This window comes from Pseudosulfitobacter koreensis (assembly GCF_024733015.1).
Classification (GTDB): domain Bacteria; phylum Pseudomonadota; class Alphaproteobacteria; order Rhodobacterales; family Rhodobacteraceae; genus Pseudosulfitobacter; species Pseudosulfitobacter koreensis.
Map to the genome: position 1 here is coordinate 1 of NZ_JANKJG010000005.1, position 22,959 is coordinate 22,959.

The window sequence follows — 22,959 nt, forward strand, 5'->3', positions numbered from 1 at the left end:
CAACGCCCGCATGGCCGGTCCGGGCTGCGATATGTGAGGTCTCTACCCAGCCCAGCCATGCTCCGACACCACCAAGTGGGACATTTCTACTTTGCGCAACCAGTGACATTTCAACTTGGTTGCAACAAGCTTTGTTTAGCGGTGCGCGCTACCCTCAACTGCGCCTCTTGTTAGAAAACAGTAGTTTATCTAATGAGAGGAATCGGTGTGGGAGCCGTTTACGACCAACTGAGTATCAGAACGCCGCAAGATAGAACGCTGGAGGCACGCAAAGGTCCCTGTCGATGAGATGGCGCGCGTGCTGAAGCGCTGCAGATCAACGATATTCCGCGAACTGAAGCGCAATCATTTTGCGGATGAAAGCATGCCGGGATGCGACGGCTATTACGGTGCCGCCGCCCACCTGATGCAAGCGGAACGTCGTACTCGGGAGCGCAAACTGACTCAAACATCATGAGCTTCGCAAGCGCGTGATCGAGCGCATCAAGACCGGTTGGACACCAGAGCAGATCAGTAACCGCATGATCCACGAGCGTGCTCCACTCAGGGTCTGCCAGGAAACCATCTATCGCTACATCTATTCCAAGGAAGGTCAGCGCGAGGACCTGTGGTGGTATCTACCGACCCACCGTATCGCCCGCCGACCACGTCGCACCAGAAGACGTCGAGAACCCAAATTCCACCGCGATGTCAGTATCCTGTTCCGCCCTGATGATGTGGCTCATCGCCGCCAGTTTGGCCACTGGGAAGCTGATTTGATGCTGTTCAAACAAAAGCTTGGCCAGACCAATGTCACCTCACTGGTTGAGCGCGTGAGTCGCTTCACCGTGAACCTGAAGAACCCAAACAAACGCACCAAGCCGGTCATGCACTGCCCGACAGGGTATCGCGCAGCGATGTCCCGAGAGGGGCAAGATCATGAGTGCCATTAAAGATCTCCCCCTCGTCGCCCGTCGGTCCATCACATTTGACCGCGGAACCGAGTTTGTCAGTTGGCCGCACCTCCAGGCCGAGATCGGAACCCAGACGTGGTTTTGCGACCCTTCCAGCCCTTGGCAGAAAGGCACAGTCGAGAACACAAACCGACGCCTTCGAAGGTGGCTGCCCCGCAAACGCGACATCCGGCAATGCACAGATCACGATATGAAGGTGATCTGTGATCGCCTCAACAACACGCCGCGCAAGTGTCTTGGATGGAAGACCCCAGCCGAGGTCTTCCGCGAAAAGATATTGGAGGAAATGCGATGAGCCCCTACCCTGAGTTCAACAAGAGTCGCGGTTCAGGTATCGCTCACAACACCGTCGACACGATCTGTGCGCCCTTCGGGTTTCGCGCCGATCACAAGTATCACGCCTATCTGACCGGCCGGTCTGGTGCCATCGTCTACGAGGATGCGGACATCGAGATGGCCGCCGACATGATCATCCGCGGCGCGACGGATGACCGTGGCAACCGCTGCAACTCCACCAAGAAGGTCTTTGTGCCACAGGCGCTCAAGCCCGCGCTTGAGGCGGCGCTGACCGCGCGCGCCGATCAGTTGGTGCGCGGTGCGCCGACCGACCCCCAGACCGATCTGGGCGTCAACGACCCGCAGGCCCGCACCATCGCCGAACAGTGGACATCATCCGCGCGCGTGTTCTACGACCGCGACCTGATCCTGATGGAAGTCGATCAATCCGCCGCCGTCCTCAAGGAAGAGCTGCCCTACCCCGCGGTCGCGGTCTGCTATCACGCGCCGGATCAGGACCCCGTCGATCTGATGAACAAGACGGTCGAGGGCACCTATCTGGATGCGGCAATCGCCGTCTCGATCTTCAGCGCCAGCGAAGCCACCTACAAGGAAGCCTCGGCGCGCACCCTTGCGTGCAAGACGATCCACAACCTGCCCTCGACGGCCTTCGATTTCTGGACGTCGCACCAGCGCTGGCACCTCTTCATGGAGCTGACCCGCAAGGTCGAGCTTGTCACGGGCTGACGCCTCTCTTTCTGCCTTCCTCTTCATATCAAGTCAAAACGGATATCTGAAATGACCGCACTTTTCGTAATCGAACTTTCTGTAAAAGACCCCGACGCGCTCAAGGAATACGGCTCGCAGACGCCGCCGCTGCTGGAGAAATTCGGCGGCACCCTGTTGATGAAGGGCAAGCCCGAGCTTGTCTTTGAAACCAACGCCGGTGACGTGAAATACGGCATGCTGGTGATCTTTCAATTCCCGACGAAAGAGCAGGCCGAGGGCTGGTATGCCTGCGATGAATATCAGGCGCTTATTCCGGTGCGTGACAAGGCAATGGATTGCACATTCCGCATTCTGGCCTGATCCCGTCTTATTTAGAAAGTATTCAAATGCCAGATATTTCCAGAACACGTATTGTAGACGTGACATTAAGAGACGGCGGTTATCGAAATAATTTCAATTTCGGGATGACCTACATCTGCAATCATATCCGCCTGATGCAAGGTGCGGGGGTCGATTTCATCGAAGTCGGCTATCGCAACGGGTCGGCGGTCAAGATCGACAAGATCGGCAGGACCGGCTTGTCCGACAACGCCTATATCGAAGCGATCCGCGCGGCCTGCCCCGACGCCAATCTGGGTCTGATCGTCCACGCCCACAACATCACGGAGCAGGACATCTATGACATGGCAGAGCGCGGCATCAAGCTGCTGCGCTTTTGCGCCAACGCCAAGAGCATCGACAGGACGGCGGAATTGGCTGCCCTGGCGAAAAGTCTCGGGATGATCAGCACCATCAACATCGTGCGCATCAGCTCATACACCACCGACACGCTTCAGGCGCTGCTGGATCAGATCAACGCGCGCGATCACCGGTTTGACGTGATCTATGCCGCCGACAGCAACGGCAACCTGACCCCTGAGCACGCCAACCGCATCTTCGGTACCATCAAGGGCGCGGCCCCTCAGGCAGAGCTGGGATTTCACGCCCACGACAACATCGGTCAGGCAATGTCGAACACGATCAGCGTTATGGAGAACTTTGGCGTCACCTATGTCGACGCCAGCCTTCTGGGGATGGGCAAGGGCATCGGCAACCTGCGTCTGGAACAGCTAGTGGCCTATCTGAACCGGGTGGGTGGCACGCGGTACGACCCGCTGCAGATCATCTGCGCCGCACATTTGCTGCGCAACGACGCGGAGTATTTCGAGAACGAGGATTATTCCATCGACATCATCAGCGGCCTAAACGACCTGTCGGTGGTCGAGCGTGACCGCGCGTTCAACATCTGGCAGACCGCCAGACAGCAAGCCCTTGCCTGAGCGCGCCATGTCGGACGCATCGACGCTTGCAGCCCTGTGGCCCAGCGAGACCTATGCGCGCACAGCGGCGGGCCGCGCGACTGCCGTGATTTTGGGCCCGGTCGCGCCGGAATGGCAGGGGGCGGGTTTCTGCCGCCCCCTGCTCGGCACCCTCACCGATGCCGGTTATGATGTGCACGTGGTAGACAGCATTGCGCCGCTGCTTTCGCAGGTCCGTCCCTCCCCGGATGCGATGCTGGGCACCTACCGCGATCTCATTCTGGATACGACGCCCGCGCCCGACCTGATCGCGGGTTATGCCATCGGCGGCACATTGGCGATGGCGCTGGCGTCGAACCTGCCGTCGGTCACGCGGGTGCTCAGCCTGTCGGGGCCGGGCTTTGCCGATGATCTTTTGGCGCACGAGCTGCTCCGGCTGCTGGCCCGACTGTCGCAAGACGATCTGACAGGCAGCCTGCGCCTGCTTGCGGCCTCTGTCGCGCCCAGGGGCACCCAGCCCAACGCCGATCACATGGACCAGGTCGAACATGCGGACCCGAACCTTGCCATCGCGCGCATGACGCTTGGGTTTCGGCTGCTGCTGGGGCTGGACGCCCGCGCGGCCCTGTGCCGGTTTCAGGGTCGCACGCTCGCCCTGACCGGTGCGCTGTCGCAGCTTGCGACGGCGGCCAACCTGGGCGGTGCGCCCGACCAGACGGGGCAGTTCCAGCACATCGAAATCGAAGAGGCAGGCATGCGGATCCTTTTCGACAATCCGGCAGCCTGCATTGAAATCATCAAGAATTGGTTACACGAAAATGAATAAGAAAATCCTGGTTCTTCCCGGCGACGGCATCGGTGTCGAAGTCTGCGATGCCGCCCTACCCGTGTTCGATCTGCTGGACCTGCCGGTCGATCTGGCTTTTGGCGACATCGGATGGGAGTGCTGGAAGACCGGCGGCGATCCCGTTCCGCAAAGGACTTGGGACCAGATCGCACAGAGCGACGCCGTGCTGCTGGGTGCTATCACCAGCAAGCCAAAGGCCGCAGCCGAGGCCGAACTGCCGCCCCACCTGCAAGGGCAGCAACACAAGTTCGTCTCGCCCGTCATCCAGTTGCGTCAAAAGCTGGGGCTTTATGCCAATGTCCGCCCCGCCTCGAACATCAAGGGCGAAGGCGTGCCGTTCCGGCTGGCCGTGATCCGCGAGAACACCGAAGGGCTCTATGCCGGGTACGATTATCGCGGCATCCCTGCGCCCCTGCGGGAACTGGTGTCGCATCCCAACCTCGACGTCTATGGCCCCGACGAGGCATCGTGCACCCTGCGCCTGCAGACGCGTTTCGGGCTTGAACGTCTGTTCCGGTTCGCCTTCGAACACGCGGTCGCACAGGGCTTTGACAAGGTGACATTCGCCGACAAGCCGAACGTGATGCGTGAAAGCGGCGCGTTCGCCAAGGAAATCCTTGAACAGATCTCTGCCGACTATCCCGGCGTGACCCATGAGATTCACAACGTCGACGCCATCGCCCTTTGGCTGGTGCGCCGCCCCGAAAGTTTCGGGGTCATCGTCGCGGAAAACATGTTCGGCGACATCCTGTCGGACCTCGCGGGGGGCGTCATGGGCGGTCTGGGCCTCGCACCCAGCGGCAACTACGGCGATCACGGCGCATACTTCGAGCCGGTGCACGGCAGCGCGCCGAAGATGGCGGGCCTTGGCCGCGGCAGCCCTGCGGCCATGTTCCTCAGCATCGCGATGACACTGGAATACCTGGGCTTTCAGGCCGAGGCCGACCTGATCACGACATCGCTGACCGACTGCGTCCGCCAGCCGGGGGCCAGAACCTATGACCTGGGCGGCACCGCGACCACGCTGGAATTCGCCGCGCGCATCCTGAACCAGATCGAAACCCGCTCTGCGCGCCTTGCGACCGTCTGAGGAAACACCACATGCTCGATGCTCAAAACGACCTTCGCACGCGGTTGCTGGACCTGGACACCGCAGCCGTGTCAGACGCCATGGACAGCCTGGGGATCTGCCGGGGCCTGCACGGCATTCAGCAGCGCGTGCCCGGCACCAAGATCGCGGGGCCCGCGTTCACCGTTCAGTATCAACGGCTTGATACCGACGGCGCAGGCTTCCGGAACGCCGGCACCTACATCGACCAGGTGCCCGAAGGTCACGTGATCGTCGTCAGCAACGACAGCGACATCACCTGCACCAACTGGGGCGATATCCTGACCACGATGGCCAACCTCAAGGGCATCGCAGGCACCGTCATCAACGGCCATGCCCGCGATCTGGAATATGTGCGCAAGCTGGACTACCCGCTGTTCACGCGCGGCGTCTACATGGTTTCGGCCAAGAACCGCACCGGCGTCAGGGCGCTGAATGTTCCCGTTGATTTCGACGGCGTGACAGTGACCCCCGGCGACTGGATCTTTGGCGACGAAAACGGCGTTCTGGTGATAGCCGAGGCGCATCTGGCCGAGGTGATCCGGCGCGCCGAAAACGTGAACAGGACCGAAACGCTGATCATCGACGCGATCCAGTCCGGCATCTCGCTGGAACAGGCGCGCAGGCAGTTCGACTATTCGAAACCCTGGGAGGTGCAGGAGACCCATGCCGACACCCCTGCCGATTTCGTCAGCCACTGGAAGGCCCGCGCCGACTTCATCGACATCCACTACCACGCGAACCCCGACACCTACACACGCCGCTTCAGCGCGCTGGAGGCGGGGCGCGCCTACAAGAAACTGGGCGGCGCGGTCATCCTGAAAAGCCATCTGGGCGATACGTGCAGCGTGGCCGACACCTGCCGCACTTCGGGCCTGCCGGTCTTCGGGTCAACAAGCCTGAACGCCATTTCGGGCGGCGTGCACCTGTCGGTGATCGAACGCGCGCTCAGCATCCACCGCTCGAACGCGCAGTGCGGACGGCTGATCGTCGATCTGCCAACGGTCGTCGAGACGGCCCATAAGTCGACCCTGACCCGGCTATATGCCAACACCAGTGCGGCAGAATATTCCCAACAAATCGCCCCGATTTCGGACGACACCGGCGCACTTTTGCCCCAAGTGCTCGACGTTTTGGCGTTTTGCAGCGCAAACGACATCGTCATCAGCAGCGGCCACGCGCGCAAGCCTGAGATCATGGCGCTGATCGACGCCTGCGCGGCGCTTGGCGGCATCCGGTTGCTGCTCAATCAGCCCGCAAACCCGATTTCCGGGTTCACCGCGCAGGATCTTGTGGCCCTGGGAGCGACCGACTGGCTGTTCATCGAGCAGACGACCCTGACCTATCTGCTGGGCTATCAGGACAAGGCCGATTTCTTCCAGGTGCTGTCAGAGGTGCCGAACCTGATCTACAGTTCCGATCTGGGCCAGACATCCCAGATGACCCCCGACGCATGGCTGCAAAAATCCCGCGACTGGTTCGCGCAGGCGGGGCTGAGCCAGGCACGGATCGACGAGATCACCCTCTGCACACCGCTGCGGATGCTGGCCCCCTGACGCTGCATTCTGGCCGCTGTTGGACATCTCATCAGATGCCGACAGCGGCCAGGGCAATCTTATTTCTTCTGCACCAGTGCCGCGCCAATGGCCGCAAGATAGACCAACACGATCGGCATCCACGCATTCGAGGCCAGAAACTGCGTGGCGGCAAGGCTGAACACCAGTGCTACGCCCCCGGAGGCCGCCAGAAAGACCAGGGCGTTGTCAGCGGGCAGCCCGGCGACCGCGTCATCGTTCAGCCTGCTGGTGGAAAGCGAGGTCGAGATGATGACGCCGTTGCTGGTCGAAATCGCAATTGCGATCAGCAGGATAAGACCGGGAAAGCTCTCCAGCGATACAAGCGCGCCCAGAAGGCCGCCCGCCAGCCCGCACAGTGAAAACACGACTAGCAGAAGCTTGTCGCTCATCAGCCTGCGCACATGGTCCGACAGAAACGCACCCCCCGCAAAGCCGAATGCCGTGATCGCGATGGCCGACCCGACTTGCATTGGCGAAATCTGATCCCCCGACAGCGACACCCCCGCCAGAAACAGAAAGAACGCGGTGTTCGCGCAGACCGCCGGGATCACATCCTTGACGGTCGCGAGGATTCTGAGCCTGGGCGCCGTGTGTGTCGGTACGGGCAAGGTGCCGCGCGAACGCAGGACGATGAACAGCGTGACCAGCGGCACGATGAACAACAGGCCCTGCGCCTTGATCACGGACAGATAGGTGATCAGCGCACCGATCCCAAAAGCAATCGTTTCAAGCGCAAAGGAGGCATAGCCCAGCATGCTGCCGATGGGTTTGTCGCGCATCACCGCGTCCTCGAATGCAAAGCGGATGAAAACCGGCACCGCGATACCGATCATCAAAAAGCCCGCGATAACGACAGCTTGGGTATCCGACCCAATCAGGAACGGTGCCGCAAGCGTGACAAGCAGGCACGACAGCAAGACCCGCAAGCTGAGGACCCATTGCGCGCGCAGCGTGACAACCGCCATCAGCGCAGCAGTCAGATACATCAGCAGATGTGGGGCCAGAGGCAGCTGCGACAACAGCGGGCGCGCGGCGATAAGGGGCGGAACGGCGTGAAAGAAAAGCAGCCCCGAGATGTATAGAAATACGTGTCGCATGGTTCAGGAAAGCTCCAGGTCGTTTGTGCTGGCAATGATGTCAATCGCAATGCGGCGCCTGACCACGTCGCAGGTGTCTGACGGCAGATGGGTGTGTAACTGGTCTTGTGCGTATGAAAACAGGGCCGGGATACGGCTGTGCGCCCTGCCGTCAATGCGTGCGATTTCGGCGCATTTTACGCGCTCGGCGGCGACCAGATCGCGCAGTGCGGCGATGCTGCGCAGAAATTCAGACCCCTGTTCGCGCGCCTGGGCCGCAAGGTGGAAAAAGGTCTGCGGTGCAAATTCATCCATCACGACGCGCATGAGATAGTCCGGCAATGGTGCGTCGTCGTCCAGGCGCACATTGCGCGACCAACTGCAGTCCCGGGCCAGAAAATCATAGGGGCTTTGCCGCCCCAGCGCCCTTAGGTCAAGCGCGTCTCCGACCGCATTTTCGAGATCATCGAAGAAGTCGACCAGCGTGGCCAGGTCACGTTCAAGTGCGGGCTGAAGACGCTGGATCGGCGCTGAACGATACCATGCAAAGGGCGTCACCTCTTCGGGCCAGTCTTCGGTCCCGGCGAACATATAGCGGTGCGACTGCCGCGAGTTTGAAAATTCAGGATCGTAGAGATGCTGGATGATCCGCTCTCCGGCATGGCCATAGGGCGTGTGTCCGATGTCGTGACAGGCCACGCGCAAACACAGGTGCGGCCACAGCGGGCTGTCGGCAGCCTCAAACCGCGCCTGCAAAAGCCGCAGGGTCTGGCACATGTTCCTTGTGTGCTGAAAACGGCTGCGCACCGCGCTGCCGACCTTTGGGTGACTAAGCTGCGGTATGTGCCGCAACCCGGTCAGAAGCCCACGGATGAAGGTGGCGCGGGAGTGCCGCGCCACCAAAAGGGAAGCATCCACTGCCATTATTCAGCAGCGACCGATGCTGTTTTGCGCTGCAACGCGATGGGCATCCTGGTGATCCCGTGGAATGTCGCGTTTTCGGTCCAGGCTGGGGCGTTGACGTCGTAAAGCGGTGTCAGGTCAAATTCGGAGTTCAGCAGCGCATCGAAGATTTCCTGAAGTTCCGCGATCACCAGCGTTGCGCCGATGCACACATGTGCGCCCGACCCGAACGCAAGCGAGTTGCGGCGCTTGAGGTCGGGTGCAAAGCGGTCGGGTTGATCAAAGCACAACGGGTCACGGTTGGCCGCACCCAGCATGAGGAATATCGACTCTCCCTTGGCGATCTTCTTGCCGCCCAGCTCGAAATCGGTGGTCGCGTGACGTGTGATGAACTGGATCGGACCTTCGACGCGCATCGCCTCGTTGATGACACTGCGAATGTCGACAGTTCCGTCCCGCAGCTTATCGGCCACGTCCGGGTTCTGGAAAAGCAGGTTCAACGTGTTGGAAATCACGAACTGCGGGATCTTGTGACCGCCAAAGATCAGGTGGATCAACTGATAGCAAAGCTCGTCCTCGGTCAGACGGTGCTCTGATGTTTCCAGGGCCGTCACCAGCGCCGACAGCAGATCGTTGCGCGGCTTGTGTTTGCGCAGCTGGATCGACGCGCGAAACGCATCGACCATCGCTTGCAGGTCCAGCGCCGTCTGAACCGCGATGTCGTTGTTCGGAACGGGCGACACGACGAAATCCTGCATGAACAATGCGATGGAATCCGACCAGCGCAGAAAGTCCTCCAGGCTGATTTCATCAAGTCCCAACATGTCCTGAAGGATCTGCGCAGGCACGGGATGGGCAAACGTCTCGATGATATCCAGCTCGACCGGCCCGGTTTGGCCTTGGATCGCCTGCGCAAACCGTGTGTCGATGATCTGCTTGATGTTCGGAAGCACCCGGTCGATGTGATGTTTCGCGAAGGCCTGATTCATGAACTTGCGCAGCCGCGTGTGGGTCGCGCCGTCGTTGTAGATCATCCATGTCCGCACGATATCAAGTACCGCGCGCGTGCCATCGCCCAGGGCATCGCCGCTGTTTGCAATCTTGTCCTCGATCAGAAAGTCGGTGGTGCTTTCGTTCGATTTTATGACCTGTTGGATATGGTCAAACCGGCACACCAGCCAGGATTGCATTGGCTCGTACCAAAAGACAGGTTCATCCGTCAGCAGTTTGCCGTATATCTCATATCGGACGGAATTGAATTCCGAACTTGCCAGATCGAACATATGAACCCTTTAATTTGATTTCAAAAAAATTTTAATGACGTCTATTGTCGATATGGCGAATAGGCGAAGGGCGAAATTCTGGCAAGTTAAAATTGTGCGCAGGCGTGTGCTTTCTTTTTGTGTATTTCAAGTAAACCGATTGACCCCTGAATTAATTGCGCCCTATTCAATAAGGTAGCAATTCAATAAGGGCACACTTGTAATATGCAATTGAAGCATTTTCGCACGCCCCTGGGAACCATCCGGCCTGTCACCGGTTGGGCGCGATATCCTACGTTATTGGCAAAATGCAGGCGTTCGGCCCGGCTTCAGGTTTCCACGTCGGGGACTGATCGCCCTGTGGTCTCGGCCAGCGCGCTGATCTCCAGTGCTGCGGTGCGCACGGCCTCCAGCACGTCTGCCACGGGTGCGGCATGGTCGCCCTCCCCGACGAACTGTTCCAGATACAGCCGGATCGTCGCGCCTTCGGTCCCCGTGCCCGACAGACGGAACACCGCGCGCGCGCCTCCCTCGAAGAAGATGCGGATGCCTTGGGCCGCGCTTGTGGCTCCGTCCACCGGATCGGTATAGGCGAAATCGTCGGCCTTGGTCACCGTCAGCCCCGCGTGCACCTGTCCGGGCAGATCGTCCAGCTGCGTGCGCAAATGCGCCATCATCTTGTCGGCGCGGGCGGTCTCGACCGCCTCGTAGTCGTGGCGCGCATAATAGTTGCGGCCAAAGCGCTGCCAATGGTCGGCCTGAACCCCCGCCACGGTCATGTCGCGCGCCGCCAGAATGTTCAGCCACAACAGCACCGCCCACAGCCCGTCCTTTTCGCGCACGTGGTGCGAGCCGGTGCCGGCGCTTTCCTCGCCGCAGATGGTGACGCGACCCGCATCCAGCAGCGTGCCGAAGAATTTCCAGCCCGTCGGTGTCTCGAAACATGGCACGCCGAGGGCTTCTGCCACGCGGTCTGCGGCGGCACTTGTAGGCATCGAGCGGGCGATCCCCGCGATCCCGTCCTTGTACGCAGGCGCGTGATGCGCATTGGCCGCCAGCATCGCCAGGCTGTCCGAGGGGGTGATATACGTCCCCTTGCCCACGATCATGTTGCGGTCGCCGTCGCCATCAGAGGCCGCGCCCATGTCGGGGGCCGTGTCCGACATCATCAGATCCATCAGGTCCTTTGCCCAGATCGGATTGGGATCGGGGTGGCCTTTGCCAAAATCCTCGGACGGGATGCCGTTCACGACCGTCCCTTTGGGCGCGCCCAGGATATCCTCGAGGATGCGGTGCGCATAGGGTCCGGTGACCGCGTGCATCGCGTCGAACCGCATGGTGAACCCGCCCGCGAACAGCGCGCGGATCGCGTCGAAATCGAACAACTCGGCCATCAGATCGCTATAGTCGGCAACGGGGTCCACCACGTCGATCCGCATGCCTGCGATCTGCATCTGGCCGATATTGTCGAGGTTCACGTCGTCCACATCTGCAATGTCATATGACTGAATCGCCAGCGTCGCCTCGTGGATCTTGGCCGTCAGCGCTTCGGAGGCGGGGCCGCCGTTGGCCGCGTTAAACTTCAGTCCGAAATCCGCGTCGATGCCGCCGGGGTTGTGGCTGGCCGACAGGATGAACCCGCCGTCAGCCCCGTGATGGCGGATCAGGTGCGAGGCGGCTGGCGTCGACAAAAGCCCGCCCTGCCCCACGATCACCCGCGCGGCCCCATGGGCAGCGGCGATTTTCAGGATCGTCTGGATCGCCTCGCGGTTGAAGAATCGACCGTCGCCCCCCAGCACAAAGCATTTGCCCGCACCGCCGCCGATGGCGGTAAATGTCGCCGCAACGTAATTTTCCAGGTAATGCGGCACCATGAATGCACGCGTCTTCTTGCGCAGCCCGGATGTGCCGGGTTTCTGGTGATCGAAAGCTGTGGTTGAAATGGTCGTGACAGTCATAACAGGCGGCCTTTTGCGGCGTCATTGAATGTGCCAACTTGTTTCGTGCGCGAGCCCGGTTGTCAACGCGGGGGATGTGCCGATCGGACCCCATGGGCGGATTTTCTAACCTTACGTCGCAGCGAAACGCAATTCCATTCTGCGGTATTGGCAGTGTCCACTTTTGCCCCTAGGGTTGCCGTTAAGGAACCGGGAGGGAGGACGTCCCGGTCCGTAAAAACGGGAGGATTCACATGGCCAATTCCATGTGCGCAGCGCGCGAGGCGGGTCTGCGATGACTGCTATGAGCTATGATCAGGCTGCTGCCCACCTTACGCAGACCGACCCCCGGTTTGCGCTGACGAAGGCCAACATTCGCGGGGTGGATTACACGGTTTACCAGAATTGCCCCGGCGACGTCGTGTCGATGATGCGCGCCAGCCGCGAGGCGCAGCAGAACGGTGCGGCTGAATACCTGGTATTCGAAGGCGAGCGCTGGACCTTCGATGAATTTATCGCCGACATTGACCGGCTTGCCCATGTTCTGAGCACAAAGTTCAACGTGACGCGCGGCACGCGGGTGGCGCTGGCCATGCGCAATTGTCCCGAACTGCTGCTGGGCATGATGGCGATTGCCTCGCTCGGTGGTGTGGTCGTGTTTCTGAACGGTTGGTGGACGACCGAAGAGCTGGACTATGCTCTGCAGGACAGCGATGCCAAGCTGGTGCTGGCCGACGGTGACCGTGCCGCGCGGCTGGCCCCGCTGGAGCAACGCCTTGGCCTGACGGTGATCGGCGTGCGCGACGCGCAACTGCGCCACAGCTTTGCAGATCTGATGCAGGGCGTCGGTGATGTGCCCCCTGCCGATGTGACGATACACACCGATGACGATTTTGCGGTGATGTATTCGTCGGGCACCACAGGCAAGCCCAAGGGCGTGGTGCAGACCCATCGCGGCGTGATCAACGCGGTCTATTCCTGGCTGCTGACCTTCGTCATGGGCCCGCTGATCGAGCCACCCGAAGACCCCGACGCCCCGGCGCAGCGCCCTTGCGTGCTTGTCGTGACTCCCTTGTTCCACGTCACCGCCACGCACCCCAGCTTCATGCTCAGCATGCCCGCGGGCGCCAAGATCGTGGTGATGCCGAAATGGGACGCGCGCAGGGCGGTCGAATTGATCCGCGACGAAGAGGTGACGCGGTTCCTCGGCGTGCCGACTCAATCTGCCGACCTGGTCGTCGCCGCGCGTGAGATGAACGAAGAACTGCCCTTGCTGACCTACATCGGCAGCGGCGGGGCCAAGCGTCCGGCGGCACAGGTGGCCGAGATCGCAGGCACGTTCAAGAACGCCGCCGTGGCGACCGGCTGGGGCATGACAGAGACCAACGCCATCGGCATCGGCCTGCTGGGGGATGATTATCTGAAGCATCCCGGCGCTGCGGGCCGTCTGTATCCGGCGGTGCAGGAGCTGCGCTTTCTTGACGATGCAGGTAAGCCAGTCGGTGTAGGAGAAGTCGGTGAAATCACCGTAAAAAGCCCCTGCAACATGCGGGAATACCTGAACAAACCCGATGCAACTGCCGAAGTGCTGCAAGACGGCTGGCTGCGGTCGGGCGATCTGGGGTTCATCGACGCCGAGGGCATCGTGACCATCGTGGACCGCAAGAAGAACATCATTATCCGGGGCGGCGAAAACATCGCCTGTCTGGACGTCGAGGGCGCATTGCACCGTCATCCGGCGGTCGCCGAGGCCTGCGTGTTCAGCGTGCCGCACGACCGTCTGGGCGAAGTCGTCGGTGCCGGCGTGCAGTTGAAACCCGGCCATTCGGTGGATGAGGAAGAGCTGAAAGCCTTCCTGCGCGATCATATCGCCAAGTTCAAAGTGCCCGAACACTTCTGGTTTCAGACAACGCCCCTGCCCCGTGGCACCACCGACAAGATCGACCGCCGCGCCCTGCAAGCAACCTGCCTTGGAAAGGACAAAGCCCATGCCTGAATTCGTCACCACCGAGGTGCGCGGTCCGATCCTGATCGTGACCATGAACCGCCCCGAGGTCTACAACGCCGTGCACCCGCCGATGCACATGGAGCTCGACGCGATCTGGAACGATTTTCGCGACAATCCCGACCTGTGGGTCGCGGTGCTGACCGGCGCGGGCGACAAGGCGTTCTCGGCTGGCAACGACCTCAAGCACAGCGCGTCCGGCAAGGGCGGCAAGATCCCCGACAGCGGCTTTGCGGGTCTCAGCAAACGCTTTGATCTGGACAAGCCGGTGATCGCCGCCGTGAACGGCTTTGCCATGGGTGGCGGATTTGAAACCGCGCTGTCCTGCGACATCATTATCGGCGCTGACAATTCCACCTATGCCCTTCCTGAAGTCAAAGTAGGCTTTTTCGCGGCAACGGGTGGCGTGCAGCGCCTGTCGCGGTTCATGTCACGGACCAAGGCGAACGAATTGCTGTTCACCGGCCGCCACATGGACGCGGCCGAGGCATTGGGCCACGGCATCCTGAATGCCGTTGTGCCGCAGGCCGAGTTGATGGACGCCGCGATGAAGATGGCCGACGATATCGCCGCGCAATCGCCCTCCTCCGTGCGGGCCACCAAACGCGTGCTGAACGAAATGGCCCGTTCCGAAGGCCTCGATGACAGCCTGGCCTACAGCTACGAGGTGCTGGGCGAGTTGATGAAAACCGAAGATCACCGCGAGGGCGTCACCGCCTTTGTCGAGAAACGCAAACCCAATTGGGTCAACAAGTAAGAATTGAAAGAGAGGGCCGAACCTATGGCTAAATCCACCCCCGATATGAACAATCTCGAGATGTCCGAGGGCAACAAGCCGTTGCTGAACGCGGTCATCCGCCACATCCGCGACAACGTCGATCCGATCACCGAGGAATTCCACCGTCTGGGTGAAGGCCGTGCCGACCGCTGGTCCTATGCGCCCGGTCAGCTGGAACTGCTGGAAGGTGCCAAGAACAAGGCGCGCGAGGCGGGTCTGTGGAACTTCTTCCTGCCCAACGCCGAAACCGGCGAGGGCCTGTCGAACCTCGACTACGCCTATATCGCGGCGGAACTGGGCAAAAGCCCCTTGGCCCCTGAAACGCTGAACTGCTCTGCGCCCGATACCGGCAACATGGAAGTGCTGGAGCGTATCGGCACGCAAGCGCAAAAAGACAAGTGGCTCAAGCCGCTGCTGGCCGGTGAAATCCGTTCGGCCTTTGCGATGACAGAGCCCGATGTCGCGTCCTCTGACGCGAAGAACATCGCGACATCTGCGGTGCTGGAAAACGGCGAATGGGTGATCAATGGCGAGAAATTCTATATCTCGGGCGCCGGCGATCCGCGCTGCAAGATCATGATCGTGATGGTCAAGACCTCGCCCGAGGCCGAAACCTTCCGCCAGCAAAGCCAGATCCTGGTGCCCGTCGACACCCCCGGCGTCGAAATCCTGGGGCCGATGCACGTCTTTGGTCACGACGACGCGCCGCACGGCCACATGCACATCAGGTTCACAAACGTCCGCGTGCCCGAGGAAAACATCCTGTGGGGCGAAGGCCGCGGTTTTGAAATCAGCCAGGTGCGCCTTGGACCTGGCCGTATTCACCACTGCATGCGTTCGATCGGTCAGGCCGAAAAGGCTCTGGATCTGCTGATGGACCGCGCCCTGAGCCGCGAAGCTTTCGGCAAGCGCATCATTGATCTGGGCAAGAACATGGAAACGATCAGCCGTGCGCGCATCGAGATCGAAGCCATGCGTCTGATGGTTCTCAAGGCGGCCAAGGCGATGGATGTTCTGGGCAACAAGGAAGCCCGCATCTGGGTCAGCATGATCAAGGCGATGGTGCCGGAAAAGGTCTGCCAGATCATTGACCAGTCGATGCAGGTGCATGGTGCCACGGGTCTTTCGCAATGGTCGCCGCTGTCGAACATGTACACTGGCCAGCGCACGCTGCGCTTTGCCGACGGCCCCGATGAGGTGCACCACCACGTCGTCGCCCGTGCCGAAGTGGCCGAGTTTCAGGAGAGCAACGAACGCAAGCTCGCCGCCCACGGCAAGACCCAAGGCAAGGTGTTTTCAGGCCCATGAGCAAGATGTTTGATCTGACTGGAAAAGTCGCCCTGCTGACGGGCGCGTCCAAGGGCATGGGGCTGGCGATGGCCACCGCATTGGCCGAACATGGCGCGACCGTCGTGATCTCTGCGCGCAAGCAGGATCAGCTGGACGCCGCCGCGGCCGATATCAACAAGACCGTGGGCGCCGCGCGCGCCCATGGGGTTGCCTGCAACGTCGGCTACAAGGACCAGTTGCAGGCACTTGTGGACCAGACCCACAAGATCGCGGGACCCATCGACATCGTGGTCGGCAACGCGGGCGTGAACCCGTATTATGGGAAAACCTCGGAAATTCCCGATGATGCCTATCAAAAGACGATGAACGCCAACGTGTTGTCGAACCAGTGGCTGGCGACGATGGTGGCCCCCGACATGATCGAAAAGGGCAAGGGGTCGATGATGTTCACCTCGTCCATCGGCGCGTTCAAACCGTCGGAAATGCTGGGCACTTACGGCATGTCGAAACTGGCGCTGATCGGTCTGGTGCGCAACCTGGCGCAGGAATTCGGGCCGCAGGGCATCCGGTTCAACGCGATCTGCCCCGGTTTGGTTAAAACGGACTTTGCGCGCGAGCTTTGGGACAATCCCGAGGTTGAAAAGCGCATCCAAGGCGAGATTCCGCTGCGCCGTCTGGGCGAGCCTGATGATTTTGGCGGTCTGGCCGTCTACCTGGCATCGGATGCCAGCAAATACATGACCGGACAGGCGCTGACCGTCTGTGGCGGCTCGAACATGTGGACGTAAAGCAATGGAACTAAAGGACAAAGTAGTTGTCGTGACCGGTGCCGCCAGCGGTATCGGGCGCGCCATGTGCGAAGCCTATAGCGGCGAAGGGGCCCGCGTGGTCTGCGTCGACCGTGACTTTAAGGGTGCCAATGAAACCGCAAGCAGTATCAGCGGCTTGGCAATCGAGGTTGATGTATCACGAGAGGATCAGATCACGGCGATGATCGACCGTGTCGAGGCCGAAGTCGGCCCTATCGACCTCTTTTGCTCGAACGCGGGCATCTCGATCCCCGGCGGTGTCGAGGTGGATAACGACGGCTGGCAGCGGATCTGGGAAATCAACGTGATGTCCCACGTCTGGGCCGCGCGCAAACTGGTGCCATTGATGTCGGAACGCGGCGGCGGCTATCTGCTGAATACCTCGTCGGCGGCGGGGCTGCTCAACCAGGTCGGAAGCGCGCCGTACGGTGTGACCAAACACGCAGCCGTGGGCCTCGCCGAGTGGCTGGCGATGACCTATGGCGATCAGGGCATCAAGGTCTCTGTGCTTTGCCCGCAAGCGGTACGCACCGAAATGACACGCGGGCACGAGGATCACGTCGCCTCGATCGACGGGATGATGGAGCCGAACGTGGTCGCCCAAGCCTGCGTGGAGACCATCCGCAACGAGACGTTTCTGGTCCTGCCGCATCCCGAAGTCATGGGATACATGCGCAACAAGACCGAAAACTATGACCGCTGGATTGGTGGCATGCGCAAGCTGAACCGCAAATTCGGACAGTTCAACGACGCGTGACAACGCCTTGAAAGGATAGAGTAATGATTGGCTATACCACCCTTGGCGTGTCAGATATGGAGCGCGCCAAACAGTTCTATACCGACCTTTTTGCGTCAAAGAACGCAAAGATCGTGACCGATATGGGCCGCATCGCCTTCATCAGCACGGGACGCGGCCAGCCGATGCTGGCGGTCTGCGAGCCCTATGACAAGCAACCCGCCAGTGCCGGGAACGGCACGATGGTCGCCTTTGTCGCGGACAACAAGGAAGAGGTCGACGCGATCTATGCGCGGGCGATCGAGCTGGGCGCGACAGATGATGGCGCACCGGGTCAGCGTATTCCCGATCGCTTTTATGGGGCATATGTGCGGGACGCCGACAACAACAAGCTGTGCTTTTTCGTTTTTGGATAATGACTTGCGGCGCGTACCTTATGCGCCGCATCACCTATTTGCGCGGTTTGATCTCGCGCATCAGCCCCTCTTGGGCGGTCGAGGCGACCAGCACGCCGTCCTGATTGTAGATGCTGCCCCGGTTGAACCCGCGCGCGCCCCCCGTCCAGGGGCTGTCCATCGTGTAGAGATGCCAGTTCTCGAACTCCACCGGCGCGTGGAACCACATCGCGTGATCCAGGCTGGCGGTCATCACCTTGCCATTCATCCACGTCAGCCCGTGCGGACGCAGCGACGACCCCAGCAGGTTCATATCCGACGCATAGGCCAGCAGGCATTGCTGCATCTGCGGGCTTGATCCCTTGGCCGCAGCCATGCGGAACCACGACTGGTTCTCGTCCGAGACGACCTCGGGCTCGAACAGGTCGCGCGGCTCCACGTCGTGCAATTCAATCGGGCGCGGGCGCATGAAATCGGCGCGGCGGCTTTCGGGCACACGGTCCAGTTCGTCCGCGCGCAGCTTGTTGCGGTCCGGCCAGTTCTCGGGCCCCAAAACCTGCGGCATAGGGTGCTGGTGATGGCGGCCCTCTTCCTCGACGTGAAAGCTGGCGGACATGTTCAGGATCTGCTTGCCGTGCTGGATCGCGACGACGCGGCGGGTGGTGAAGCTTCCGCCGTCGCGGGCGCGGTCCACCTGATAGATCACCGGAATTTCCGGGTCGCCGGGGCGGATGAAATAGGCGTGCAGCGAATGGCACAGCCGATCCGGCACGGTGCCATAGGCGGCCGCCAGCGCCTGACCGATCACCTGACCGCCGAAAATCCGGGTCGAGGTTTCGCCGCCCTGCCCGGTGCCCCGAAACAGATCGACCTCGAGCTGTTCGATTTCCAGCAGTTTCAGCAGGGTCTCGTGGGCGTCGGTCATGTGGCGCGGGCCTTTGCGTAGTCGATGAAAAAGTCGAAGCTGCCGGGGTTCGCCATGGAGTCGCGGTTGACCACACGGGCCGGATCACCGCCCAAGAGCAGCTTTTTCACCGGAACTTCAAGCTTTTTACCCGACAGCGTGCGCGGAATCTCGGACACTTCGACGATTTCGTTGGGCACGAACCGCGCGGACACCCCGGTGCGAATGGCGTTGGCGATCTTGTCCTTCAGCGCATCGTCCAGCTTCTGTCCCTTGGCCGGAACCACGAACAGCGGCATGAAGCTTTCGCGGCCCAGAAACTCCAGATCGACGACAAGGCTGTCCAATATCTCGGGCAGTCCTTCGACCGCCTGATAGATCTCGGCCGACCCCATGCGCAGCCCCTTGCGGTTGATCGTGGCGTCCGAGCGCCCATAGATCACCGATCCGCCGCGCGCGTTGATCTCGATCCAGTCGCCGTGCCGCCAGATGCCGGGATAGGTGTCGAAATAGGCGTCATGCAACCGGCTGCCATCTTCGTCACCCCAGAAATACAGCGGCATCGACGGCAGCGGCTGGGTGCAGACCAGCTCGCCCACGGAGCCGATCAGCTCGGTGCCTTCCTCGTCGAAGGCGCGCACCGCGTTGCCAAGCGCGCGGCACTGCATCTCGCCCGCGCGCACCGGCATCGCCGGATGGCCAAGCACGAAGGCACCGGCAAGGTCGGTGCCGCCGGAAATCGGAGCCAGCCAGACGTCTTCCTTCACCTCGTCGTAGATCCAGGTATAGGCGTCCTCGGACAGTGGCGATCCGGTCGCCCCCAACGCGCGAAGAGCCGACAGGTCGACCTGCGTGCGCGGCGTGATCCCTGCCTTCAGACAGCCTGCAAAGAACGCGGCCCCCGCGCCGAAATATGTCAGCTCCTCGTCCGCGACAAAGCGCCAGATGACGCCCATGTCGGGGTAATGTGGCGCGCCGTCGTACATTGCCAGCGTCGCCCCCTGACCCAAGGCAGAGAACTGCGAATTCCACATGATCCAGCCCGACGAGGTCAACCAAGCATAGCGGTCCGTTGGCCCAAGATCCTGGTGCAGCGACTGTTTTGCCGATTCCAGCACGATGCCGCCATGCCCGTGTACGATGGGCTTGGGGTTGCCGGTGGTGCCGGACGAATAGACAATCCACAGCGGATGCTCGAACTGCACCTGTTTGCTCTCCAGCTTTGCCGTGCGCCCCGTCAGCGTGGCCCAATCGGTCCAGCCCTCGGGCAGCGCGTGGGCCACGGGCACCATGATGCGGGCGCTGACCGACGGCAGACCATCGCTGATCTGCTGGATCACCGCACTGCGGTCCACAGGCTTGCCCGCATGGGTATAGCCGTCCTGCGCGATCAGCACCTTGGGCTCGATCTGTTTGAACCGGTCAAGAATTGCCACATGCCCCATATCGGGTGCACAAAGCGACCAGGTTGCCCCCAGCGACGCGGTTGCCAGAAACGCGATGACGGCGGTCTGCGTGTTGGGCAGGATCGCGACCACACGGTCACCCTGCTCCACGCCCATATCCGCCAGATGCGCCGCGACCGACGCCACCTGCGCGCGCAGTTCGGCCCAGGTCAGGCTGGTCCGCTCGAAGGTTTCCGATTGCACGATCACGGCCACATCGTCGGGCCGCGCGTCGGCATGGCGCAGCAGATGATCGACATAGTTCATGCGCGCACCGGGGCCCCATTCGGCACCGGGCATCTGGTTTTTGGCCAGAAACGTCGTGGGCGGAACCGAGGCAGGCAGATCGAAAAAGGCCCAGATTGCCGACCAGAACCCTTCCAGATCGGTCACCGACCACTCCCACATCGCGCCATAATCGGCAAACGTCAGCCCGCGCTCGGCCTCCAGCCAGCGCTCGAACCGCGCCATCGAGGTGTCGGCTATGCGCTCAGGCGCCGGGGTCCAGAGAATGCGGCGGTCGGTCATGGCAATGCTCCGTGGATCAGCGCCTTGAGTTCCGGGCGCGCAGGATAGCTGCTGGAGGGGCTGAGCTGTGTGAAGAAAACGACGGACAGATCGTGCACCGGATCGATCCAGAAGAATGTCGAGGCCATGCCACCCCAGCTGAAATCGCCGACGGAGGACGGCGTGCGGGTGCGCGCGGGGTTCAGCACGGTCGATCCGCCGATGCCAAAGCCCATGCCGGTCATCGGTTGTTCGGCAAAGCTGGACGGGCCCATGTCGGCGATCTCTCCGGGCAGGTGGTTTGCCATCATGAACCGCAGCGTTGCGGGCGAAACGAGGCTCTGCCCGCCGGTGCGCAGCGCCTCGCAAAAGCGCATGTAGTCGTCGATCGTGCCGACCAGACCACCGCCGCCAGACAGGGTGCGTGGCGCGCGGAACGGCGATTTCTCCGCTACGTCCACGCAGCGCAGCGTGTCCGCGCTTTTGGTCTGGGCGTTGTTCAGCGCCATCGCACCGCTGGCCAGCGGCGTATAGAGCGAGGCGAAGCGGTCAAGCGCGTCCTGCGGCACCGCAAATCCGGTTTCGGTCATGCCAAGCGGGTCAAAGATGCGGGTCTGAAAGAAGGCGTCCAGCGATTGCCCCGACAGCACCTCGACCACGCGGCCGATCACGTCGATGCCGACGGAGTATTCCCACCGCGTGCCGGGCTGAAACGCCAGCGGCATCTGTGCCAGCCGCCGTGTGACCTCTTCCAGTGATCCCTCGGACGGGCCGAAGAGCAGCTTGGCCGCCTCCATCGCCCTCGGCAACACGCCGGGATTGAACGGATAGCTGAAGCCAGCGGTGTGCGTGACGGTCTGGTGCAGTGTGGGCACGGGCGCGCGCTCGACCTGATCCATCGACGTGGCGCCCGGCACCAACGCATGCATGTCCTTGAATTCGGGCAGAACCGCCGACAGCGGCGCATCCAGATGAATGCGCCCCTCTTCCACCAGCATCATCAGCGCCAGCGAGGTCACGGGCTTGGTCATCGAATAGATGCGCGCCACCGTATCGCGGGCAAAGGACGTGCCGCCTGCCACGTCACGAAAGCCGGTGTCGTGATAGAAAACCTCCTGGCCCGCCTGCTGGACCAACACGCTGCTGCCCGCGAATTTCCGTTCATCCACATAGCCTTGCATCCAGGGCTTGATGCGTTCCAGGCGCGTTTCGTCAAGTGTGGGCATCAGGTTTATCCTATCATGCGTGCCATGGCGTCGGCGGTTTCATCTGTGTACCACGGCAGATCCGCCGCAGTCTCAGCCTCGACCGCTGCGGCGATCTTTGCAATGATGTCGGCACGCAACTGCGATTTGACCGCAGCATAGGCCGCAGGCGGAAGCTGCGCAAATTCGCGCGCGGCGTCCAGTGCCGCCTGCATCAACATATCCGGCTCGACAATATCGTCCACCAGCCCGGCGGCCAAAGCTGCATGCGCATCAATGGGTTGGCCGCGCAACATCATGCGGCGCGTCAGGTTCGCGTCCAGCATCGCGCGCGCGATGCCCAAGGGCCCTGCCGGAAATCCGACACCCACGCGCACCTCGGCCAGTCCGAACTGCGCGCGCGGCACCGCGATGCGGTGATCCGACGCCAGCACATAAAACAGACCGCCCGCAATCGCATGTCCGTTTACGGCGCAGATCACCGGCTTGGGGCTGGCAAACAGCGCCATGAACCCCTGGTTCAACCCGTCCACGATAGCGCGCTGGTCATCCAGATCGAAATGCTGCGCCTGTTTCAGGTTCAGCCCCGCCGAAAACACCTTGAGCGGCGATGACAGCACGATCGCGCGCACATCTTCATTGGCCGACAGGTCGTTCATGACGTCCCGAAACCCCATCAGTCTGGCCGCTTCCAATGCATTGACCGGTGCGTGGTCCAGAACCAGTTCGATGATCCCGCAGCCGTGGTCCCTTTGCGTGATCCATGTCTGATCAGCCATCGTTTCTTACCTCCGCTTTGCCGCCAATGTGACGGCTTCGGCGGTGCTGTCAAAGACCAAATTCGGGGTGTGACGTGGCGTTGGGACCAATCCTGCGCCCTTCATCTTGCCGGGTAAACTCCGGGGGTGAAGGCGCGTCA

At 61.4% G+C, this 22,959-nt stretch carries 20 protein-coding genes and 1 pseudogene; 13 read left to right on the forward strand and 8 right to left on the reverse strand.

The window, feature by feature from the left end:
• The first annotated feature begins 250 nt into the window (after positions 1-250).
• The 7 genes and pseudogenes from NTA49_RS08275 to NTA49_RS08305 all read left to right on the forward strand — a co-directional run bounded on the left by NTA49_RS08275 (position 251) and on the right by NTA49_RS08305 (position 6,767).
• Positions 251-1,248: pseudogene (locus NTA49_RS08275) on the forward strand (IS30 family transposase).
• On the forward strand, positions 1,245-1,976 hold the full coding sequence (locus NTA49_RS08280) for an aldehyde dehydrogenase family protein (protein ID WP_258294238.1): 732 nt from the start codon (positions 1,245-1,247) through the stop codon (positions 1,974-1,976). Before NTA49_RS08275 ends, NTA49_RS08280 begins: the two are co-directional and overlap by 4 nt.
• A gap of 51 nt (positions 1,977-2,027) precedes the next feature.
• The gene (locus NTA49_RS08285) at positions 2,028-2,318 is read left to right on the forward strand and encodes a DUF1330 domain-containing protein (protein ID WP_258294239.1); all 291 of its coding nucleotides are present in this window, start codon (positions 2,028-2,030) and stop codon (positions 2,316-2,318) included.
• Positions 2,319-2,344: 26 nt separating this feature from the next.
• The gene (locus NTA49_RS08290; protein WP_258294240.1) at positions 2,345-3,277 is read left to right on the forward strand and encodes a beta/alpha barrel domain-containing protein; all 933 of its coding nucleotides are present in this window, start codon (positions 2,345-2,347) and stop codon (positions 3,275-3,277) included.
• Between the two features lie 7 nt (positions 3,278-3,284).
• The gene (locus NTA49_RS08295) at positions 3,285-4,082 is read left to right on the forward strand and encodes an alpha/beta hydrolase family protein (protein WP_258294241.1); all 798 of its coding nucleotides are present in this window, start codon (positions 3,285-3,287) and stop codon (positions 4,080-4,082) included.
• On the forward strand, positions 4,075-5,193 hold the full coding sequence (locus NTA49_RS08300; RefSeq protein WP_258294242.1) for an isocitrate/isopropylmalate dehydrogenase family protein: 1,119 nt from the start codon (positions 4,075-4,077) through the stop codon (positions 5,191-5,193). The genes NTA49_RS08295 and NTA49_RS08300 overlap by 8 nt, the downstream gene beginning before the upstream one ends.
• Positions 5,194-5,204: 11 nt before the next feature.
• Positions 5,205-6,767, forward strand: a complete 1,563-nt coding sequence (locus NTA49_RS08305) for an RraA family protein (protein WP_258294243.1) — start codon at positions 5,205-5,207, stop codon at positions 6,765-6,767.
• 59 nt (positions 6,768-6,826) lie between these two features.
• On the opposite strand, the gene NTA49_RS08310 is transcribed toward NTA49_RS08305, so the two are convergent.
• The 4 genes from NTA49_RS08310 to NTA49_RS08325 form a co-directional block, all read right to left on the reverse strand.
• A complete protein-coding gene (locus NTA49_RS08310; RefSeq protein ID WP_258294244.1) occupies positions 6,827-7,885 on the reverse strand; it encodes a hypothetical protein in 1,059 nt (352 codons plus the stop codon).
• Positions 7,886-7,888: 3 nt separating this feature from the next.
• Positions 7,889-8,641: a hypothetical protein gene (locus NTA49_RS08315; protein ID WP_258294245.1), complete on the reverse strand. Its 753-nt coding sequence runs from the start codon at positions 8,639-8,641 to the stop codon at positions 7,889-7,891.
• A 146-nt stretch (positions 8,642-8,787) separates the two neighbouring features.
• Positions 8,788-10,050, reverse strand: coding sequence for a cytochrome P450 (locus NTA49_RS08320; protein WP_258294246.1), 1,263 nt, complete (start codon positions 10,048-10,050; stop codon positions 8,788-8,790).
• 308 nt (positions 10,051-10,358) lie between these two features.
• Positions 10,359-11,987: an alpha-D-glucose phosphate-specific phosphoglucomutase gene (locus NTA49_RS08325; protein WP_258294247.1), complete on the reverse strand. Its 1,629-nt coding sequence runs from the start codon at positions 11,985-11,987 to the stop codon at positions 10,359-10,361.
• Positions 11,988-12,270: 283 nt separating this feature from the next.
• Here NTA49_RS08325 and NTA49_RS08330 point away from each other — a divergent pair, with 283 nt between their 5' ends.
• The 6 genes from NTA49_RS08330 to NTA49_RS08355 are packed head-to-tail and all read left to right on the forward strand — an operon-like array spanning position 12,271 to position 18,000.
• The gene (locus tag NTA49_RS08330; RefSeq protein ID WP_258294248.1) at positions 12,271-13,962 is read left to right on the forward strand and encodes a class I adenylate-forming enzyme family protein; all 1,692 of its coding nucleotides are present in this window, start codon (positions 12,271-12,273) and stop codon (positions 13,960-13,962) included.
• Positions 13,955-14,728, forward strand: a complete 774-nt coding sequence (locus tag NTA49_RS08335; protein ID WP_258294249.1) for an enoyl-CoA hydratase-related protein — start codon at positions 13,955-13,957, stop codon at positions 14,726-14,728. Before NTA49_RS08330 ends, NTA49_RS08335 begins: the two co-directional genes overlap by 8 nt.
• Positions 14,729-14,773: 45 nt before the next feature.
• Entirely contained in the window at positions 14,774-16,057 is a 1,284-nt protein-coding gene (locus NTA49_RS08340) for an acyl-CoA dehydrogenase family protein (RefSeq protein WP_261368228.1), read from the forward strand.
• Complete coding sequence (locus NTA49_RS08345) at positions 16,054-16,827, forward strand: SDR family NAD(P)-dependent oxidoreductase (RefSeq protein ID WP_258294251.1); 774 nt, start codon at positions 16,054-16,056, stop codon at positions 16,825-16,827. Before NTA49_RS08340 ends, NTA49_RS08345 begins: the two co-directional genes overlap by 4 nt.
• A gap of 4 nt (positions 16,828-16,831) precedes the next feature.
• Positions 16,832-17,605 carry an SDR family oxidoreductase gene (locus NTA49_RS08350; RefSeq protein WP_258294252.1) on the forward strand — a complete coding sequence of 258 codons (774 nt, stop codon included), beginning with the start codon at positions 16,832-16,834 and terminating at the stop codon, positions 17,603-17,605.
• Between the two features lie 23 nt (positions 17,606-17,628).
• Positions 17,629-18,000 (forward strand): VOC family protein, encoded by a 372-nt coding sequence (locus tag NTA49_RS08355; RefSeq protein WP_258294253.1) that lies wholly within the window; start codon positions 17,629-17,631, stop codon positions 17,998-18,000.
• 34 nt (positions 18,001-18,034) lie between these two features.
• On the opposite strand, the gene NTA49_RS08360 is transcribed toward NTA49_RS08355, so the two are convergent.
• Genes NTA49_RS08360 through NTA49_RS08375 form a run of 4 tightly spaced genes read right to left on the reverse strand, consistent with a single transcriptional unit; the run spans position 18,035 to position 22,819 of the window.
• Complete coding sequence (locus tag NTA49_RS08360; RefSeq protein WP_258294254.1) at positions 18,035-18,904, reverse strand: acyl-CoA thioesterase; 870 nt, start codon at positions 18,902-18,904, stop codon at positions 18,035-18,037.
• Positions 18,901-20,856: an acetoacetate--CoA ligase gene (locus tag NTA49_RS08365; protein ID WP_258294255.1), complete on the reverse strand. Its 1,956-nt coding sequence runs from the start codon at positions 20,854-20,856 to the stop codon at positions 18,901-18,903. The genes NTA49_RS08360 and NTA49_RS08365 overlap by 4 nt, the downstream gene beginning before the upstream one ends.
• On the reverse strand, positions 20,853-22,061 hold the full coding sequence (locus NTA49_RS08370; RefSeq protein WP_258294256.1) for a serine hydrolase domain-containing protein: 1,209 nt from the start codon (positions 22,059-22,061) through the stop codon (positions 20,853-20,855). Before NTA49_RS08370 ends, NTA49_RS08365 begins: the two co-directional genes overlap by 4 nt.
• A 5-nt stretch (positions 22,062-22,066) precedes the next feature.
• Positions 22,067-22,819 carry an enoyl-CoA hydratase/isomerase family protein gene (locus tag NTA49_RS08375; RefSeq protein WP_258294257.1) on the reverse strand — a complete coding sequence of 251 codons (753 nt, stop codon included), beginning with the start codon at positions 22,817-22,819 and terminating at the stop codon, positions 22,067-22,069.
• Positions 22,820-22,959 lie beyond the last annotated feature (140 nt).

Bases quoted from the DNA above. Each gene is read 5' to 3' on its own strand.
- NTA49_RS08280 (WP_258294238.1), top strand. From the start codon at position 1,245: ATGAGCCCCTACCCTGAGTTCAACAAGAGTCGCGGTTCAGGTATCGCT.
- NTA49_RS08285 (WP_258294239.1), top strand. From the start codon at position 2,028: ATGACCGCACTTTTCGTAATCGAACTTTCTGTAAAAGACCCCGACGCG.
- NTA49_RS08290 (WP_258294240.1), top strand. From the start codon at position 2,345: ATGCCAGATATTTCCAGAACACGTATTGTAGACGTGACATTAAGAGAC.
- NTA49_RS08295 (WP_258294241.1), top strand. From the start codon at position 3,285: ATGTCGGACGCATCGACGCTTGCAGCCCTGTGGCCCAGCGAGACCTAT.
- NTA49_RS08300 (WP_258294242.1), top strand. From the start codon at position 4,075: ATGAATAAGAAAATCCTGGTTCTTCCCGGCGACGGCATCGGTGTCGAA.
- NTA49_RS08305 (WP_258294243.1), top strand. From the start codon at position 5,205: ATGCTCGATGCTCAAAACGACCTTCGCACGCGGTTGCTGGACCTGGAC.
- NTA49_RS08310 (WP_258294244.1), bottom strand. From the start codon at position 7,885: ATGCGACACGTATTTCTATACATCTCGGGGCTGCTTTTCTTTCACGCC.
- NTA49_RS08315 (WP_258294245.1), bottom strand. From the start codon at position 8,641: ATGTGCCAGACCCTGCGGCTTTTGCAGGCGCGGTTTGAGGCTGCCGAC.
- NTA49_RS08320 (WP_258294246.1), bottom strand. From the start codon at position 10,050: ATGTTCGATCTGGCAAGTTCGGAATTCAATTCCGTCCGATATGAGATA.
- NTA49_RS08325 (WP_258294247.1), bottom strand. From the start codon at position 11,987: ATGACTGTCACGACCATTTCAACCACAGCTTTCGATCACCAGAAACCC.
- NTA49_RS08330 (WP_258294248.1), top strand. From the start codon at position 12,271: ATGAGCTATGATCAGGCTGCTGCCCACCTTACGCAGACCGACCCCCGG.
- NTA49_RS08335 (WP_258294249.1), top strand. From the start codon at position 13,955: ATGCCTGAATTCGTCACCACCGAGGTGCGCGGTCCGATCCTGATCGTG.
- NTA49_RS08340 (WP_261368228.1), top strand. From the start codon at position 14,774: ATGAACAATCTCGAGATGTCCGAGGGCAACAAGCCGTTGCTGAACGCG.
- NTA49_RS08345 (WP_258294251.1), top strand. From the start codon at position 16,054: ATGAGCAAGATGTTTGATCTGACTGGAAAAGTCGCCCTGCTGACGGGC.
- NTA49_RS08350 (WP_258294252.1), top strand. From the start codon at position 16,832: ATGGAACTAAAGGACAAAGTAGTTGTCGTGACCGGTGCCGCCAGCGGT.
- NTA49_RS08355 (WP_258294253.1), top strand. From the start codon at position 17,629: ATGATTGGCTATACCACCCTTGGCGTGTCAGATATGGAGCGCGCCAAA.
- NTA49_RS08360 (WP_258294254.1), bottom strand. From the start codon at position 18,904: ATGACCGACGCCCACGAGACCCTGCTGAAACTGCTGGAAATCGAACAG.
- NTA49_RS08365 (WP_258294255.1), bottom strand. From the start codon at position 20,856: ATGACCGACCGCCGCATTCTCTGGACCCCGGCGCCTGAGCGCATAGCC.
- NTA49_RS08370 (WP_258294256.1), bottom strand. From the start codon at position 22,061: ATGCCCACACTTGACGAAACGCGCCTGGAACGCATCAAGCCCTGGATG.
- NTA49_RS08375 (WP_258294257.1), bottom strand. From the start codon at position 22,819: ATGGCTGATCAGACATGGATCACGCAAAGGGACCACGGCTGCGGGATC.